Source organism: Microbacterium sp. LWH3-1.2, from assembly GCF_040675855.1.
GTDB lineage: Bacteria > Actinomycetota > Actinomycetes > Actinomycetales > Microbacteriaceae > Microbacterium.
The window spans coordinates 194503-210810 of sequence record NZ_JBEGIK010000001.1 but is presented as its reverse complement, the minus strand read 5'-3'; the positions used below and the strand labels follow the sequence as shown (position 1 = coordinate 210810).

At 70.7% G+C, this 16308-nt stretch carries 15 protein-coding genes; 6 read left to right on the top strand and 9 right to left on the bottom strand.

The annotated features are described in order from the left end of the window. The first annotated feature begins 5 nt into the window (after window positions 1-5). Entirely contained in the window at window positions 6-1658 is a 1653-nt protein-coding gene (locus MRBLWH3_RS01020; RefSeq protein ID WP_363427840.1) for an FAD-dependent oxidoreductase, read from the top strand. An 18-nt stretch (window positions 1659-1676) separates the two neighbouring features. On the opposite strand, the gene MRBLWH3_RS01015 is transcribed toward MRBLWH3_RS01020, so the two are convergent. Beyond that, window positions 1677-2762, bottom strand: a complete 1086-nt coding sequence (locus MRBLWH3_RS01015; RefSeq protein WP_363427838.1) for a DNA polymerase IV — start codon at window positions 2760-2762, stop codon at window positions 1677-1679. 152 nt (window positions 2763-2914) lie between these two features. Here MRBLWH3_RS01015 and MRBLWH3_RS01010 point away from each other — a divergent pair, with 152 nt between their 5' ends. Beyond that, complete coding sequence (locus tag MRBLWH3_RS01010) at window positions 2915-4528, top strand: hypothetical protein (protein ID WP_363427836.1); 1614 nt, start codon at window positions 2915-2917, stop codon at window positions 4526-4528. 10 nt (window positions 4529-4538) lie between these two features. Continuing rightward, window positions 4539-5831, top strand: coding sequence for a hypothetical protein (locus tag MRBLWH3_RS01005; RefSeq protein WP_363427834.1), 1293 nt, complete (start codon window positions 4539-4541; stop codon window positions 5829-5831). A 47-nt stretch (window positions 5832-5878) separates the two neighbouring features. On the opposite strand, the gene MRBLWH3_RS01000 is transcribed toward MRBLWH3_RS01005, so the two are convergent. Next, window positions 5879-7258, bottom strand: coding sequence for a permease prefix domain 1-containing protein (locus MRBLWH3_RS01000; RefSeq protein WP_363427832.1), 1380 nt, complete (start codon window positions 7256-7258; stop codon window positions 5879-5881). Window position 7259: 1 nt separating this feature from the next. Then, window positions 7260-7634 carry a PadR family transcriptional regulator gene (locus tag MRBLWH3_RS00995; RefSeq protein ID WP_363427830.1) on the bottom strand — a complete coding sequence of 125 codons (375 nt, stop codon included), beginning with the start codon at window positions 7632-7634 and terminating at the stop codon, window positions 7260-7262. A gap of 255 nt (window positions 7635-7889) precedes the next feature. Between MRBLWH3_RS00995 and MRBLWH3_RS00990 the strand changes: the two genes are divergently transcribed. After that, window positions 7890-8927 (top strand): potassium channel family protein, encoded by a 1038-nt coding sequence (locus MRBLWH3_RS00990; RefSeq protein WP_363427828.1) that lies wholly within the window; start codon window positions 7890-7892, stop codon window positions 8925-8927. A 36-nt stretch (window positions 8928-8963) separates the two neighbouring features. On the opposite strand, the gene MRBLWH3_RS00985 is transcribed toward MRBLWH3_RS00990, so the two are convergent. After that, window positions 8964-10211: an MFS transporter gene (locus tag MRBLWH3_RS00985; RefSeq protein ID WP_363435189.1), complete on the bottom strand. Its 1248-nt coding sequence runs from the start codon at window positions 10209-10211 to the stop codon at window positions 8964-8966. Between the two features lie 144 nt (window positions 10212-10355). Then, window positions 10356-11345: an ArsR/SmtB family transcription factor gene (locus tag MRBLWH3_RS00980; RefSeq protein ID WP_363427826.1), complete on the bottom strand. Its 990-nt coding sequence runs from the start codon at window positions 11343-11345 to the stop codon at window positions 10356-10358. A gap of 72 nt (window positions 11346-11417) precedes the next feature. Here MRBLWH3_RS00980 and MRBLWH3_RS00975 point away from each other — a divergent pair, with 72 nt between their 5' ends. After that, complete coding sequence (locus tag MRBLWH3_RS00975) at window positions 11418-11804, top strand: cupin domain-containing protein (RefSeq protein ID WP_363427824.1); 387 nt, start codon at window positions 11418-11420, stop codon at window positions 11802-11804. A 10-nt stretch (window positions 11805-11814) separates the two neighbouring features. Further along, window positions 11815-12105 (top strand): DUF4287 domain-containing protein, encoded by a 291-nt coding sequence (locus MRBLWH3_RS00970; RefSeq protein ID WP_363427822.1) that lies wholly within the window; start codon window positions 11815-11817, stop codon window positions 12103-12105. A gap of 95 nt (window positions 12106-12200) precedes the next feature. On the opposite strand, the gene MRBLWH3_RS00965 is transcribed toward MRBLWH3_RS00970, so the two are convergent. From MRBLWH3_RS00965 to MRBLWH3_RS00950, 4 genes are all read right to left on the bottom strand, one after another. Then, window positions 12201-12776, bottom strand: coding sequence for a DUF1992 domain-containing protein (locus tag MRBLWH3_RS00965; RefSeq protein WP_363427820.1), 576 nt, complete (start codon window positions 12774-12776; stop codon window positions 12201-12203). After that, complete coding sequence (locus MRBLWH3_RS00960) at window positions 12773-13624, bottom strand: NAD-dependent epimerase/dehydratase family protein (protein WP_363427818.1); 852 nt, start codon at window positions 13622-13624, stop codon at window positions 12773-12775. The genes MRBLWH3_RS00965 and MRBLWH3_RS00960 overlap by 4 nt, the downstream gene beginning before the upstream one ends. A gap of 98 nt (window positions 13625-13722) precedes the next feature. Then, window positions 13723-14757: a LacI family DNA-binding transcriptional regulator gene (locus tag MRBLWH3_RS00955; protein WP_363427816.1), complete on the bottom strand. Its 1035-nt coding sequence runs from the start codon at window positions 14755-14757 to the stop codon at window positions 13723-13725. Next, window positions 14750-16267: a sugar ABC transporter ATP-binding protein gene (locus MRBLWH3_RS00950; protein ID WP_363427814.1), complete on the bottom strand. Its 1518-nt coding sequence runs from the start codon at window positions 16265-16267 to the stop codon at window positions 14750-14752. The genes MRBLWH3_RS00955 and MRBLWH3_RS00950 overlap by 8 nt, the downstream gene beginning before the upstream one ends. Window positions 16268-16308 lie beyond the last annotated feature (41 nt).

The following is a 16308-nucleotide window of genomic DNA, read 5'->3' as shown; positions in this document are numbered from 1 at the left end:
GTGCGATGGGCACCGCGAAGATGAAGCAGCGCGAGTTCGAGCGAATGATGAAGCCCGCACTCACCGACGCCCAGTGGGAGCGCCTGCTGTCGTTCGGTGAGCCGCACGACGTCGCGCAGGGCGAGTATCTGTTCCAGGCCGGCGACCTCGACTACGACCTCATCCTGGTCGACAGCGGCGAGATCGAGATCGTCCGCGTCGCGTTCGGCTGGGTGGGCGAGACCCACGTCGGCACGATGGGGCCGCGCAGCTTCGTCGGCGAGCTCGGGCTCCTCAACGGGCAGGGGGCGTTCCTGTCGGCACGGGCGACGAAAGCGGGACGGATGCTGCGTGTCAGTCGTTCGCGGCTGCGCGTGCTGATGGCGGAAGATGACGAGCTGTGCGACATCATCCTGCACGCGCTGTGGGCGCGGCGCGAGATCCTCCGCACCGGACCCGCCGCGCTGACCCTCAAGCTCGTCGGACCCCGCTCGTCGCGCGAATTCCTGGCGCTGCGCCGCTTCGCGGAGCGGGTCGATCTCGTGCACACGGCGATCGAGCTCGCCCCGGGCGACCTCTGGACGCTCGGCGAGCACGGAATCGGTCTCGACGACCTGCCGGTCGCCTTCATCCAGGGCGAGGCCATGAAGCGGGCGACGCCCGGCATGGTCGCCGAGCGGCTCGGGCTCAGCTACCAGGGCCGCGCCGACGAGGTGGTCGACCTCGTCGTCGTGGGCGGCGGCCCTGCAGGGCTCGCAGCCGCCATCTACGGCGCCTCCGAGGGTCTGAGCACCGTGCTGCTGGATGCTGTGGCCCCCGGCGGGCAGGCGGCGGCGACGTCGCGGATCGAGAACTTCCTGGGCTTCCCGTTCGGTGTCAGCGGCGGTGACCTCATCGGCCAGGCGTCGCTCCAGGCCCTCAAGTTCGGGGTGCGCGTCTACGCACCCTGTGAGGCCGCAGACCTCCGCCCCGCGGGGAACGACCTCGACGTCACGCTCACCGACGGACGCGTCATCCGCGCCCGCACGGCGATCGTCACCTCGGGAGCGGCGTACCGCACGCTCGACCTCGACCGCTGGAACGAGTTCGAGGGTGCGGGGATCTACTATGCCGCGACTCCGCTCGAGCTGCGACAGGTCTTCGAGTCGCCGGTGGTCGTCGTCGGCGGGGCCAATTCCGCCGGGCAGGCGTCGCTGTACCTCGCCGCGAACGGATGCCCCGTGCACCTCGTGGTCCGCGGCTCCGACCTCGGCAGCCGCATGTCGTCGTATCTCGTGGACCGGCTGCTCGAAGACCCGCGGATCGACGTGCACACCCGGTCCCGCGTCACGGCGCTCGGTGGCAGGTCGGCGCTGGAGAGCGTCCGCATCGACTCGATCGGCGACGTCACGGCGCGCGGGCTCTTCTGCTTCATCGGCGCGGAGCCCGCGACATCGTGGCTCGCGGAGCTCGATCGCGACGCCGACGGGTTCCTCCGCACCGGCACGGACGTGTCGGTGCAGTCGCTGGAGCGCTGGCAGGGGATGGGCCGCGAGCCGCTGCCGTTCGAGACGTCGGTGCCCCGCATCTTCGCCGCGGGAGACGTGCGCCGCGGCTCGATGAAACGCGTCGCCGCAGCGGTGGGCGAGGGATCCAGCGCCGTCGCATCGGTGCACCGCGCGCTCGCCGACATCCGCTGATCCGGGGCCGCCGCGTCGTCACCAGCCGCTGCGGGTCGGCGTGTGGCCCTCGCGGACGTCGTCGGGCATCGCCATCTCGGCGCGCACGCCGAGGAGGCGGATCGGCCGACCGGGCTCGATCTTGGCGACGAGCTCCATCGTGCGGGCGAGCACGACCTCGCGGTCGGAGGTCGACGGGATCTTCTTCGTGAACGTCTTGGTGAGGAATGGCGCGTAGCGCACCTTCAGCCCGAGTCCGACGACCGGCCGGTCGTCGGCGGCGACCTCGTCGAGCACCTCGCCCAGCAGTCTGCGGGTGGCCTCCTCGATCTCGGCGGGCTCGACGATGTCGACCTGGAACGTCGTCTCCTTGCTGTGGCCACGAGCGACCCAGGGGGTGTCGTCGACGACGTTCGAGCCGTCGCCGCGACCGAGCTGGCGGTACCACAGGCCCATCTTGGGGCCGAACTCGGCGGTCAGGGCATCCGGGTCGGCGACGGCGAGCTGCGCCACCGTCTCGATCCCCAGCAGCGCCAGCCGCTTCGAGATCTTCGATCCGACGCCCCACAGGGCGATCGTCGGGCGGTGGCCCATCACATCGAGCCAGTTGTCGGCGGTGAGGTGGAAGGTGCCGCGCGGCTTGCCGAAGTCGGTGGCGTTCTTGGCACGGACCAGGTTGTCGCCGATGCCGACACTGCAGTGCAACCGGGTGCGGTCGAGCACGTCCTGCTGCAGCCTTCGGGCATAGCCTTCGGGGTCGTCGGTCTCGACACCGACGAACGCCTCGTCCCAACCGAGCACCTGCACCACGGCTCCCGGCTGGGACCGTAGCGTCGCCATGACCTGCTCCGACGCGGCGAGGTACAGCGGCGCGTCGACCGGCAGGATGACGGCATCCGGGATCTTCCGCGCGGCGATGCGCAGCGGCATCCCCGACCCGACTCCGAACTCGCGTGCCTCGTACGACGCCGTCGAGACGACAGCGCGCTCGGTGGGATCGCCCCGGCCGCCCACGACGACCGGCTTGCCTGCGAGCACGGGGTTGCGCAGGATCTCGACGGCGGCGATGAACTGGTCGAGGTCGACGTGGAGCACCCAGCGACGAACCTCTCGCGTCTCGCGCATGAGATGAGCGTAGGCCGGGCTGCGGACGTGCACTCGCTCCACGCCGCCTCGCTCACGGCGACGCTCGTCTTCGTGACCTGACATGTATCACCGCCGAGCCCGGCGGCCTCTTCGGACGAGCACCCTCACGTCGACGATCAGAGGAGCCTTCGATGCAACCCACACCAGCGCGGTCGAGGAACCGCCATCGCCAGAGCCGGATCGCGATCGCCGCCGTCGCCTTACTCGCGGGATCCACGTTCGCGGTTCTCACACCCACCGCGGCGAGCGGAGAGACTCTGACCAATGTGCGCGTCGTCATCGAGCGTGTCGAGGAGCGCGGATGCACCGACACGTTCGACGGCTCCGACTTCTACTCCCGCGTGACGATCGACGGCGTCGACACGAGCTTCGGAGAGATCGAGGACGAGGACGAGATCTCGCCCAACTGGATCGCCGAGCACGTGGTCGACGCCGACGTGACGACATCCGTGCCCGTCGTCGTCAAGATCTCGGATTCCGACGGCTTCCTGAACTTCGACGACGACGTCTGCGACCTCACCGCGGGGCCTGGCGACGACCTCCATCTCACGGTGGATCTCTCGGTCGGCGGCTGCACCGTGACCGGCGACGTGAGCGGGCAGTGCGACTCGCAGCTGACGACCACGGGCGGTGGCGGCGAGAGTGTGTTCGTTCGCTTCCGCATCGAGGCGGATGTCGACGCCCCGCCGCAGACGGCCTCCGATGCCCTCGTGCGGTGCACGCACTCGCCGCTGTGGCCGCAACCGGGCGACACGGTCACGATCACGGCCGAGGCGCTCGATCCCGCCCTCAATGTCGGCGACACCATCCAGGACACGTCCACCGGATCCGGGCCACCCCTGGTCAACCGCGCAGTCGTGGTGGATCAGCTGGAGATCTGGGTGAACGACAAGGCCGGACCCGATCAGGTCGCCACGACCGCATCCTCCACCACCTTCACGGTGCCCGACGTAAACGCGGGTGATCTGGTCTACTCGTGCAAAGTCGCGACCAACGGCGAAGAGAGCTTCACCGGCTGGCGACGCACGCGGGTCGGCCCGCCCGAGCAGGGCTCCGCGGTTCCCGTGCTGCTCACCGGAGGGCGTGCGAACCGGGTGGACGTCGTGCTGATCGCGGACGGCGACGACTACACCGGTGCGACGGATGCGGCGTTCCAGGCGGCCGTGAGCACCACGATCCAGGGGGCTCACTTCGGCGAGGGCTTCTTCCTCGCTCGTCAGCAGGGATTCAACTTCTGGCTGGCGACCGGCACGGGCGACTCCGAGGTGGCCGCGCCGACTCCCGCAGACCCGAATGCCACGAGGTGCCAGCCGCAGGGCCCGGCGAACTGGGCGACGGACTACTCGTGGGCCGATACCGGCGCGGTGCTGCACGCCAACACGTTCCGCGACTGCGCCTCGAACGGCATGTTCACCAGCGAGCCGACATCGCTCGGGACGGTGCTGCACGAGACGGGACACTCGCCGTTCGGGCTGCCCGATGAATACTGCTGCGACGGCGGCTACTGGGAGAACACCCCGAACCCGACGATGTTCGACACGCAGGCCGAGTGCCAGGCCGATGCGCCGAACCTCGGGCGCACGGCCGCCGACTGCCGCTCGATCGCGGAGACCGGCGGCGGGACGTGGTGGGTGTCCGAGCCGACACCCGACGACCTCATGAACAGCGACAGACGACCACCCAGAGCCGGCGATGTCCGGCGGATCGACTGGTTCCTGACCGAGTGCCTCGACGGCAGCTGCTGAGGAGACGACGATGAACATCACGACGAAGCGGCGCGCGGCCCTGCTGGCCGGCGCTGTGGCCGCGGCGACGGCTCTGACCATCACCGCGGGGGCCGTCAGCGGGTACGCCGAGCCGTTCAGCGACACCGACCCTGCGGCGGCTCCGATCCCCGAGTACGACTACGACGACACGGCACGCTCGTTCGTCGTCGAGGCCGACTTCGGCCCGACGACGGCGACGCCCACCTCGGTGGTCGTGGGCATGCAGCGGTCGCGCACGCATCTCGGCGATCCCGCGCTGCTCGAGCTGCGCCTCGAAGGCCACGCGGGCGACGTGCTCGACGCCATCCACGCCTGGGATCCCCGCTGGGTCTTCGAGGAGACCGAGACCGGAGGAGAGCGTCGCGTGGTTCGTCCGGGGGCGGGCCTGCTGACGGTCCCGTTCGACGCGGATGCCGAGACCATGGTCGTGCACGACGTCCGGGCCGGAACGACGCTGGCGGAGGTCGATCTGGCCCCTGCCGTGCGCGAGTACTGCCTGGCTCACCCGGATGACGCCCAGTGCGTCGAGGCCGACCTGGGCGTCACGGAGATCGGCGCGGAGGGAGTCGGGTTCAGCGTCGTCGGCGCGACCACCGCCTTCGAGGTCACGGCGGAGGTGGCGAACCTCGGTCCCGACGGCCCTGTCGACGCCATCGTCGGAGAAACGGTGACCGCTGAACCGGGCGTCGTCGTGACTCCGGTCACGGCGACGTGGGATGCCGACGCGCTCGCGGTGGGCGCGCCGCGCGGCCACACCGGCTCGTACGCGATCACCTGCACCGAGCCGGGTCTGCACACCGTGGCGATCGCCGCCGCCGTGGCGCCGGTGCTCGCCAAGGTCGCGGACCCCGATCCCGCCAACGACCAGAAGGCGACGGAGTTCTCGATCGACTGCGCCGTACCGGTGAAGCTCGACATCAAACCGGGCTCCACTCGCAATCCGGTCACCGTGAACGAGGCCGCCATCCCGATGGCCGTGCTGACCACGGTGGCGGGCGAGTTCGGGCTGCCGCTCGCGTTCGACGCGGCCACGATCGATGCGGACAGTGTCCGCATCGGCGACCGCGCGCCGCTCGTCGCCTCGGCGACGGGTGTACCGGAACGGCATGGCAAGGTGCATCTCGAGGACGTGGTGGCAGCCGACGGCGACCGCGACGCGATGCTGCACGCCGCGGGCCGCGGGATCCCGGTGCGCAAGACGACGACCGAGCTGTGCGTGCGCGGCACGACCACGGACGGGCTGAGCTTCTTCGGCTGCGACGTCGTCGACGTGGTGCCCTGATCGCGCGCACGGGAACGGGACGGATGCTGCGGGCGCGGCATCCGTGTCTATACGAAGGCGAAGAGCGGCGGGAAGGCGACCACCACGATCGCCGCCCACGCGAGGTACACGGGCAGGAAGCCCGTCTGCCAGCGCTCGAGACGCTCGTACGGAGCCCGGTGCATCGAGAAGCGCAGCTGCAGCCAGGCGGCGCCGGCGAGATTGGCGAGCAGGATGACGTTGAGCCCGAGTGAGGCCAGCTTGTTCGGGCTCGCGCCCCACTCGGCGATGCGCCCGATCATGGCGACGAGCACCATGATGTCGACCACGAGCGCCGCGACGACCATGACCAGCTGCATCCGGTCGAACCACGAGGGCGGCGCCAGCGGATCGCGGGCAGAGAGCGCGTAGAGCAGCAGGCCCACCACCACGATGAGCACGATGTCGAAGAGGATGAGCAGGTCGCGCTGGCCGAACACCTCGGTCGCGCTGTCGTCGATCAGGTTCCCCTGGATGAAGCCCGCGGCGATGAACGCGAGCAGCAGCACGGTGAACAGCGGCGTGAAGAGCTTCGTGAGCACCGGGGCGATGTTCTCGATGACGCTCTGCTTCGCCTCCACGAGCCATGCGGCGACGAGGATCGCGCCCGCCAGACCGCACGGCACCATGACCTCTTCCACGAACCAGCCGGCGTCGAGGTCGATGGCGGCGAAGACGCCCATCGTGAGCGCGATGAGCACGCCACCGCCGAGCGCGATGAGCGCGAGGTAGACGACCCACTCGCCGGTGAAGCGGATGAAGTCCATGCGGGCGCGGCTCGATCTGACCCGGCCGTTGACATAGGCGATGCCGGTGACGAGCCACAGCACCACGACGACGTGCGTCGCCGCGAGCATCAGCGTCGCGCCGCCCGGGGCGAACGGGTAGACCGCCATCACCAGGGCTGCCGCCACGAACGGCACCGCCACGACCGCGATCGTCGAGAGCGTCGCCGTCCGCCGCACCAGGAAGTACGTCGCGAGGAAGGGCAGCACGAGCAGTGCGTACCAGCGGCCGTAGAAGTCCCCGTTCTCCGCGAACTGCACACCGAACAGGGCCGGGATCTTCACCGCGAGGGCGGCACCCACTGCGAGTCCGACCGCGAGCAGCACACCACCGCCGGTGCGGGGTGCGCGCGGCTCGTCCTGGAACATCAGCTGCTTCCAGAGCCGCTCGGAGTGCTCGCGCGCAAACTCGCGCGACAGGTCGTCGAGGCCGCCGAGCCGCTTCACCGCGACCAGGAAGGCCTCGTCACGGTCGAGGCCGGAGGCCTCGAGTCGGTCGATCTGGCCGCGCAGGTGGTCTTCGAGCTCGTCGACGTCACGGCCGTCGATCGCCTCGGGGCGTGACACGTACGCGCGCCACGCCGAGATCTGGTCCTCGATGCGAGGGTCGAGGTCTTCAGTCATGTCAGGCACCTCCGAGCGCCGGGATGCCCGCGAAGTCCGTGCCGCCGTCGCGATCCGCCCACACCCGCTGCAGCGCGCGGCTCACGACCGCCCACTGCTGCCGCTGTTCGGCGAACGCCGCCCGTCCCGTGGAGCTGAGCCGGTAGTGCTTGCGGGGCCGTCCGCTCGGGGAGGCGCCCCACGACGACTCCACGTGCCCGAGCCGCTCGAGGCGGTGCAGCAGCGGGTACAGCATGCCGTCACTCCATTCGAGCTCCCCGCCCGACAGCTCGCCGACGCGCTGCAGGATCGCGTAGCCGTACGACTCGCCCTCCGCGAGGATGCCGAGCACCATCGGCGTCGCCGCGGCGGCGACCAGGTCCTTGCCGATCTTCACGTCGTCCTCCATACCTAGAAGTTCTAGGTACATAGAAGTACACGTTACCTAGAACCGCAAGGTATCCGGGTGGCGGCACGTGACATCCGAGGCCCCCTGGGGATGCGGGAACAGTCGCCTCACCCGCACGCGTCGAGGGTGGGGCGCGCGCCAGCGGACTCGCCTGAGAGTCTGCGCGCACGCGAGGGCGCGGTGCGAGCACAATGGGGCACAGCCGGAGCGCGTCCGGTCTCGCCCGACCCGAGGAGCCCCGCCATGGCCCGTTCCCTCTCCGAGATCCGCGAGCGGTCCCGCGCGCGCGCCAGCGCTCGCGCCGAGGCGCGTGCCGAGCTCAAGAACACCGCGTACGAGATCTTCATCGGCGCGCTGTCGATCCTCTCGATCGGCAACCTCGTGCTGATGTACGTCATCGCTGGCGACACCGCGCTCGAACTGGTGCTCTCGGTGATGAACGCCCTGTTCAGCGCGATCTTCCTGGGCGACTTCGTCTATCGCATCTTCACGGCGCCGAAGGCGTCGCGCTACTTCTTCCGCGGCTTCGGCTGGGCCGATCTGCTCGCCAGCCTCCCGTTCCCGCAGTTCAAGATCCTGCGACTGTTCCGCCTGCTGCGGGTCTTCCGTCTGCTGCGCGAACTCGGCCCGCGCACGGTGTGGTCGACCCTCATTCATGACCGCGCGAACAGCGCGCTGATGACCCTGCTGCTGATGGGCATCCTCGTGCTGCAGTTCGGCAGCATCTCGATCCTGTACGTCGAAGAGGACGCGGAGGGCGCCAACATCACGTCGGCCTCCGACGCGCTCTGGTACACGATCGTCACGATCTCGACCGTCGGCTACGGCGACCAGTACCCGGTCACCAACGTCGGCCGCATGATCGGCACGCTCATCATCGTCGTGGGCGTCGGCATCTTCGGTACGTTCACCGGCTATCTCGCGAACCTCTTCCTCGGTCCTCGCAAAGCGGCAGAGGAGGCGCAGACGGATGCTGAGACTCCGGCTCCCGCGGACGATACCGCCGTGGTTCCCGCCGACGCCGAGCCGGCGATCGCGGATCACGCGGCGAAGGGCGTCGCGGCCGGTGCGGTCTCCGGCGCGGTGAAGGCCGGTGTGGCCGCGGGGCAGGGGGGTGGTCCGGGGGCGCCGATCGCCGGCACGCCGGAGTCGCCGGGGCTCGAGCCCGAAGTCCGGGGGGCCGAGGCCGAGGACACGGTCGAGCGACTGCGCGCACTGCTCGCGCAGTCCGAGGAGACGATGGCAGAGATGCGGCGGCTCCTCGCCGACGCGACCCGGTAGGCGCCCGACCGGAGGGCGAGGCGAGTAACCGACCGGTCAGTGGCGCGAGGCGAGCGCGTTCCAGATGCCCGCGCCGAGCACGACGGACGCGGCGACGACGGGCGCGACGAGTGCGGTGCCGGCTCCGGCGGAGTCGGCCACGAGTCCCGTGAGCGCGGATGCTGCGGACTGGCCGACGACGATGGCAGAGCCGAGCATCGTCATCACGGTCGCGGATCGGCCCGGCGGGCTGAAGGCCGCTGCGAGGCTGTACTGCGTGACCAGGGTCGGTCCGATGCCGACGCCGATCACGAGGAGGCAGATCGCGATCGCGCCGATGCTCCCGACGAACGGCAGCGCGATCGCGCCCGCGACCAGGATCGAGGCGAACGCGAGCCACCGCGCGCGCAGTGGGAAGCGCGCCGGGAAGAGCGCGACGCCGAGAGCGAGGGCAGCCGACCCGATGCCCATCGCCCCGTAGACGAGGCCGGCCTGCTCGGGAGCGCCGCGCTCTGCCATGAACGCCGTGAGCGACGTCAGCATCGCGCCGAAGAACAGCCCCATTCCCAGGGACCCTGCCACGGGCGCGAGCACGCGCCGACGGAGCAGTTCGCGCACGGGCGCCTGCTCGGGCCGCGGGCCGCCGGTCGATGCCGTGACCGTCTGCGCGGTCGGGTGCAGGGCGAACGCGCTGACGAAGACGAGTCCGAGGACGGCGGCGCCGATCACCGGGGCAGCCGGGTCGAGAGTGGTCGCGAGCAGGCCCACGATCACCGGTCCGAAGACGAACACGATCTCGTCCGCCGCGGACTCGTATGCCATCGCTCCGTTCACGACGGGCGTGCGGCGCTCCTTCGGGTACCCGCCGCCGATGATACCGACGAGGCGACTGCGCGAGAGCGGCGCGACCTGCGGCATGGTCGCGCCGATGAAGAACGCGACGGCGAGGAGCGCAGCATCCGGAACCGGCGCGAAAGCCAGCCACGCCATCGTCCCGAGCATCGCGCTGTTGGCGGCCCCGGCGATCAGCAGCACGCGCCGCTGACCGAAGCGGTCGGCGGCGGCGCCGAGGAGCGGCCCGACGAGAGCGGTGCCGAGACCGGTCATGGCGCTGGTCGCACCGCCGAGGGAGAGCGAGCCGCGCGCCGAGACGACGAGGGTCAGGATGCCGACCACCATCATGGCGAACGGCAGCCGGGCGATGAGCGCGATGGGGAAGTACGCGTAGCCGGCCTCGCGGATGAGGCTCGGGCGCCGGAGGGCGGCGCGCACAGAGGTGTCGGTCGCGACGAGTGTCGTGTGCATCTTTCTCCTGGCCATGCGCCGAGGGTCGGCGGCTGCTGGTGCCGCCTTGTGCGCAGCCGGGAGCCGCAGACAGGTAGATGCACATCGAAATGGGCACGGACAGTCTACCGTCGCCCACCTGGGCAACGCCTGGTCGCGGCGGGCTCAGAGCACGGCGCCGACCATCGCCTCACCGAGAGGCGTGCGGCGGTGCAGCATCCGGACGCCGTCGCGGGTGCTGGCGACCAGGCCCGCGTCACGCAGCACCGTGAGGTGGTGGGAGGCGGTCGAGAGTGCGAGGGCGCAGTCGCGGGCGACCTGGGAGGTGGTTCGCGGCTCGTGGGCATCGAGCAGGATCCGGGCGCGCGCGGGGCCGAGCAGGGCGCCGAGGGCTGACGACACGTCGGTGGGGTCGCGCGCCCACGTCGCCGTCACACCCTGCGCGGGGTAGAAGAGCGTCGGCTGCGCGGGCGGCTCGGTGAGCACGAAGCAGCCCGTCGCGCCCATCACCGACGGCACGAGCACGAGACCGCTGCCTCGGCAGTCGACGAGCTCGCTCCAGATGCGCATCGTGACGCGCACCGCCCCGTCCGACCACTCGACACGATCGTGCAGCGTCTGGATCATCCCGCCGATCCCGCTCTCGGCGATGCGGCGCGAGCGCACCGCGATGTCGGCGCGCAGCAGTCGTTCGAGCTGCGTCCAGACCGGGGCGATGCCGGCGTTCCACACCGACAGCCACGCGTCGGCGATCATCGCGCGGGCGCGGTCGGGTTGATCGAGCATCCGTTGCACGGCGTCGCGGCGCGCGCCGTCGGTGCGGACGAGCACCTTCGTCATGTCGACCTCGAAGCGCTCGTCGTCGATGTCGCGCAGACGCTCGGCCTCCGCCGCGGGGGTGAGCTCCCAGGTCGGGGTCGTGGTGAGGAAGTCGGGGAAGTAGCCCTCGTCGCGGATCAGCAGCGCGAGCATGTCGAAGTCGTCGCGCGGGATCGCTCCGCGGGTCGCCCGCATCCACCCCCACTGCAGGGGGTACTCGTCGGGCCGGAGCATCGCACGCACCGCATGGCAGAGCTCGTGACCGGGCGAGATTCCGAACCGGATCGCGGTGAGGTCGTCCGGCGCGAGCTGGAAGTCGACGAACTTTCGATCCACATCGAAACTATAGAGTCCCCGTGCGTCGGCGAGGAGGGTGGCATCACAGAGAACGAGAGCAGGGAGCATCCCATGAGCATCGCGATCCCGGACATCGTCCCGGCTGCCGCCACCCGCGTCGGCTCAGGAACCCTGCGCCGCTTCATCGGCGCCGAGCACGGCGCCGGCGTGTCGTACTTCTTCGTCGACAACGAGCCGGGGCAGGGACCCGACATCCACCGTCACCCGTACCCCGAGACGTGGGTGCTCCTCGAGGGCGAGGCGCGCATCACGATCGACGGCCAGATGCTCCACGCGGTCGCCGGCGACACGGCGACCGCGCCCGCGGGCGCGTGGCACGGCTTCAAGAACTGCGGGACCGGACGCCTGCGGGTGCTCTGCATCCACGCCTCGGACCGCATCATCCAGGAGTGGCAGGATGCTCCTGGAGTACTCGACATCCCGTCCACCGGCAACTGAGGAGAACCGCATGTCGTTCCAGGCATATCTCGACAACATCGAGAGCAAGACCGGACTCACGCCGCGTCAGCTCATCGAGAAGGCGCACGAGAGGGGGTTCGACGAGAACTCCAAGGCGACGCCGATCGTCGAGTGGCTCGCAGCCGACTACGGGCTCGGCCGCGGCCACGCGATGGCCCTCGTCCACGTCATCACCAAGGGCCCGCAGATCAGCGACAAGCACGTCGGCACCGACACGACCCACTCCGATCCGTCGAACACGCTGTGGCTCGACGGCAAGGCCACGAACCCGAACCCCTGACCGAGGTCGCGGCCCGGGTTCGGGGCGCGCCGCGCCCGCTCGGGGCGCACGCGGCACGCCCCGAGCGTGCGGGATGCGCCCCGAACCCGGAAGGGTCAGGCGTGGGGACGCCGCCACCACGGCCGGCGCGGGGGTGCGGCATCCGTCGCTGCCTCGGCGCCCGCCGCGCCGACGTCGCGGCGCCCGCGCCATGCGGCGATCTCCGCCTCGACGTCGCGCGTGGGCGTCACGACGGGCGGCCCGCCGAGCAGCTGGCGGCGCGCCTCGACGACGCGGCGGTTGAAGTCTGCGAGCGCCTCGCGCACGTCGGCCTCGCTCGACAGCTCGTCGAGCTTCGCGTCGAGCTCGGCGTTCTCGACCCGCAGCATGAGCGCGGGCGGGCCGAGCCCGGTGAGCTGCTCGGTCTCGATCTTGCGGCGGATCCACCAGTCCGGGTCGTGGGTCTCACCGAGTCCAGGGATCGGCTTGCCCGCGCCGGGCAGGTGGTCGAACTCGCCGCGCCTGATCGCCTGCTGGATCGCCGTCTCGACGACCGCCGCGCGATCGGCAGCCGAATACGACCGCGCGGCCTGCGAACCCCGAGGCGCAGCATCCGTCTCGTCCGTGTCCTCGGCCTCGGTGCGGCGCGCCGCGCGGTAGCGTGCGGCGGCGAGTCGCGGGTCGTCGGTCATGAGCCCGATACGTGGTCCCGCCACGAGTGCTGCGGGTCGTAGCCCAGCAGGCGGCGAGCTTTGTCGATGGAGAGGAGGGTGTCGTGCTCGCCGAACTCGCGGGTCTCGACGCCCGGGAAGACCTCGGCGACGAGCTCGGCATTGGGACGCGACATGACGGTGTCGGCGGCGGCGATGATGTAGGTCTCGAAGCCCAGCGGAGCGCCTTCGAGCGCGCGCTGCACCGCCTGCGCGCCGTCGCGGGCGTCGATGTAGCCCCACAGGTTCCACTTGCGCTTCCGCGCGTCGTCGTCGTACGACGGGAAGGCCTCGTAGTCCTCCGGCACCATCACGTTCGAGAACCGCAGGCCGGTGATCGAGAGGTCGGGGTGCCAGCGAACGAGCTCCACCGCCATGCGCTCTTCGAGCGTCTTGACCAGCGAATACACCGACTCGGGGCGCGGCGGGTACTCCTCGTCGACCGGGATGTACGGCGGCGGCGCGTCGAACGGCAGTCCCAGAACCGTCTCGCTGGACGCGTAGACGATGCGGCGGATGCCGAGCCTCACCGCCGCCCAGAACACATTGAACGTCGCGTTCATGTTGTTGTGGAAGGTTGCGACGTCGGAGCGGATGCCGGGTGCCGGGATGGCGCCGAGATGCACGACCGCGTCGAACCCGTCGTGGCGGTCGTTCACCGCAGTGAGGGCATCGACGACCTGGCCGTAGTCGGTGAGGTCGACCTGGACGAGATCAGGACCGCGGGTGCCGACGACGTCAAGGCCGATGACGTCGTGCCCGGCCGCGCGCAGTTCGCGGGCGACAACGGTGCCGAGCTTGCCGGATGAACCGGTGAGGGCGATGCGCATGACTCCAGCCTGCCATTGCGGCGCGCTCGCCGGGCCGGATCGGCGGGTCGGATCGGCGGGTCGGATCGGCGGGCCGGATCGGGGCGCGTCGCCCGGGGTCAGGACCGCGGGGCGCGGGTCGAGTCGCGCACGATCAGGTGCGTGGGGATGGGGGTGTCCTCGGTGACGCTGTCGGGCTCCTCGACCGAGACCAGGACCTTCTGCATGATGAGCTCGCCGAGGGTGCCGAAGTCCTGCCGCACCGTCGTGAGCGGCGGGTAGAGGAAGCCCGCCTCGGGCACATCGTCGAAGCCGACGACGCTGACGTCTTCGGGCACGCCGAGCCCGCGCTCGCGCAGAGCCGACAGCAGGCCGATCGACATGTGGTCGTTCGCGGCGAAGACGGCCGAACCGGGACCGATGTCGAGCTCGAGCCCGACGCGGTGCCCGCTCGCCGCCGACCAGTCGCCGTGGCGGGGCTCGACGATCTCGAGCCGTCGGTCGGCGAGCTCGTCACGCCACCCGCGGATGCGCTCGAGCGCATCGGGGGCCCGGGTCGGCCCCGCGAGGTGGAGGATCCGTGTGTGTCCGAGCTCGGCGAGGTGGCGGACGGCCGACCGCGCGCCGCGGTACTGGTCGATCGACACGATGTGCGGGCTCCGCCGTGCGGCGGCGGTCGCGGCGACGAGGGGGATGCTGAGATCGAGCCCGCGCACGACTTCGAGAACCCCGATGTCGTCGACGATGAGCACGATCGCGTCCACCCGCTGGCGCAGCAGTCCTTCCACGACTCCCTTGACGGCGGCGGGGTCGGGATCGACCGCGCTGACCGTGTCGACGCTGTAGCGCGCCGCCCGCGCGGCGAAATTGAAGTGCGTCGCGATCGAGGTGGGGCCGTAGTCGGGGACGCCCGGTGTGACCAGGCCGATTGTGCGCGTGCGCCGGGTGACCAGTGCCCGGGCTGCGGGGGAGGGGCTGTACCGCAGCTGCGCGATCGCCTGCTCGACCCGGGCACGGGTCGCGGGGCGGACGTTCGGCAGGTCGTTGATGACGCGCGACACCGTCTGGTGGGAGACCCCGGCCAGGCGGGCGACGTCGAAGATGTTGGCGGCACGTGTCGACGCGTCGTCGGCCGTCGCCCGCGGTTCAGTCATCGGACTCATCCGGACGGGCGACGAGCGCGAGCAGGGAGTCCACCGTCAGTGCGTCGGAGGGGAGCGTGTCGACGATGCGGCCGTCGCGCACGATCGCGACGCGGTGCCCGACACGCAGCACCTCCTCGAGCTCCGCCGAGATGAACATCACCGAGAGGCCGTTGGCCGCCATCTCGCCTACCAGGTTCTGGATCTCGACCTTGGCTCCCACGTCGATGCCGCGGGTCGGCTCGTCCAGCACCAGCACCCGCGGTGAGAGCGCCAGGAGCCGGGCGAGCAGCACCTTCTGCTGGTTGCCGCCCGACAGAGTGCCGGCCGGCCGGTCGAGGTCGGGTGGACGGATGTCGAGGGCCTCCACCCAGCTCGCCGCCAGCTCTCGCTGACGTGCCGGCGGGATGCGGCGCAGCACCCCGCGGTCCGCCTGGAGCGCGAGGGTGATGTTCTCGAGCACGCTCAGCGCGCTGATGATCCCCTCGGTGCGGCGGCTCTCGGACGAGTAGACGACCCCGAGCGAGATGGCGGAACGCGGGCTCGACGGCCCCCGACCGTTGCCCTCGATGCGGATCACTCCGCTGTCGATGCGATCGATGCCCGTGAGCGCGCGCGCCAGCTCCGTGCGTCCCGACCCGAGGAGCCCCGCGACGCCCAGCACGTCGCCCTCGTGCAGATCGAGATCGGCGTCGCGGATGCCGGCGCCGGCACTCACTCCGCGGGCCGACAGGACCGGGTGCTCGTCGTCCGCGGCGGAGTCCGCGCGCGGAGCGGCATTGAGCGCAGTCGCGCTACGGCCGAGCATCGCCTGGACGAGGTCGATGCGCAGCAGCTCGCGGGTGAGGTACTCGCCGATGAACTTGCCGTCACGCAGCACCGTCACGCGGTCGCACAGCTCGTAGACCTGGTCGAGGAAATGCGACACGAACAGGATCGCCACGCCACGGCTCTTCAGGTCGCGGACGACGCGGAAGAGCTCGGCCACCTCGTCGAGGTCGAGGCTGGACGTGGGCTCGTCGAGGACGAGCACCCGCACGTCGGTCGAGATCGCCCGGGCGATGGCGACGAGCTGCTGCACCGCGAGCGAGTGAGTGCCCAGGCGCGACGCCGGGTCGATGTCGAGTCCGAGGTCGGCGAGCACGTCGTGGGCCTCACGACGCATACGACGCCAGTCGATCATGCCTGCCCGGCGCGGCTCGCGACCCAGCGCGATGTTCTCAGCCACTGAGACGTTCGGGAGCAGATCGATCTCCTGATACACCGTGCTGATGCCCGCCCGCTGCGCGTCGTGCGGGGACCCGAAGCGCACCACCTCTCCGGCGAGCGTCAGCACACCGGCGTCCAGCGGGAGGGCGCCGGTGATCGCCTTGATGAGCGTCGATTTGCCGGCGCCGTTCTCGCCCATGAGCGAGTGCACCTCACCGGGGAACAGACGGAAGTCGACGCCGTCGATCGCGGCATCTGCACCGAAGCGGACCGTCGCTCCGGACAGCTGCAGCAGCGGCCGCGACTCGTCCATCAGGCCATTATCCCGGCGGACAGGGGCGCGGCCGCTGTGCG

Coding starts and splice junctions, on each gene's coding strand:
- MRBLWH3_RS01000 (WP_363427832.1), bottom strand. CDS start 7,258: ATGACTGAAGACCTCGACCCTCGCATCGAGGACCAGATCTCGGCGTGG.
- MRBLWH3_RS00970 (WP_363427822.1), top strand. CDS start 11,815: ATGTCGTTCCAGGCATATCTCGACAACATCGAGAGCAAGACCGGACTC.
- MRBLWH3_RS00975 (WP_363427824.1), top strand. CDS start 11,418: ATGAGCATCGCGATCCCGGACATCGTCCCGGCTGCCGCCACCCGCGTC.
- MRBLWH3_RS00965 (WP_363427820.1), bottom strand. CDS start 12,776: ATGACCGACGACCCGCGACTCGCCGCCGCACGCTACCGCGCGGCGCGC.
- MRBLWH3_RS01010 (WP_363427836.1), top strand. CDS start 2,915: ATGCAACCCACACCAGCGCGGTCGAGGAACCGCCATCGCCAGAGCCGG.
- MRBLWH3_RS00990 (WP_363427828.1), top strand. CDS start 7,890: ATGGCCCGTTCCCTCTCCGAGATCCGCGAGCGGTCCCGCGCGCGCGCC.
- MRBLWH3_RS00985 (WP_363435189.1), bottom strand. CDS start 10,211: ATGCACACGACACTCGTCGCGACCGACACCTCTGTGCGCGCCGCCCTC.
- MRBLWH3_RS00955 (WP_363427816.1), bottom strand. CDS start 14,757: ATGACTGAACCGCGGGCGACGGCCGACGACGCGTCGACACGTGCCGCC.
- MRBLWH3_RS01005 (WP_363427834.1), top strand. CDS start 4,539: ATGAACATCACGACGAAGCGGCGCGCGGCCCTGCTGGCCGGCGCTGTG.
- MRBLWH3_RS01015 (WP_363427838.1), bottom strand. CDS start 2,762: ATGCGCGAGACGCGAGAGGTTCGTCGCTGGGTGCTCCACGTCGACCTC.
- MRBLWH3_RS00960 (WP_363427818.1), bottom strand. CDS start 13,624: ATGCGCATCGCCCTCACCGGTTCATCCGGCAAGCTCGGCACCGTTGTC.
- MRBLWH3_RS01020 (WP_363427840.1), top strand. CDS start 6: ATGGGCACCGCGAAGATGAAGCAGCGCGAGTTCGAGCGAATGATGAAG.
- MRBLWH3_RS00950 (WP_363427814.1), bottom strand. CDS start 16,267: ATGGACGAGTCGCGGCCGCTGCTGCAGCTGTCCGGAGCGACGGTCCGC.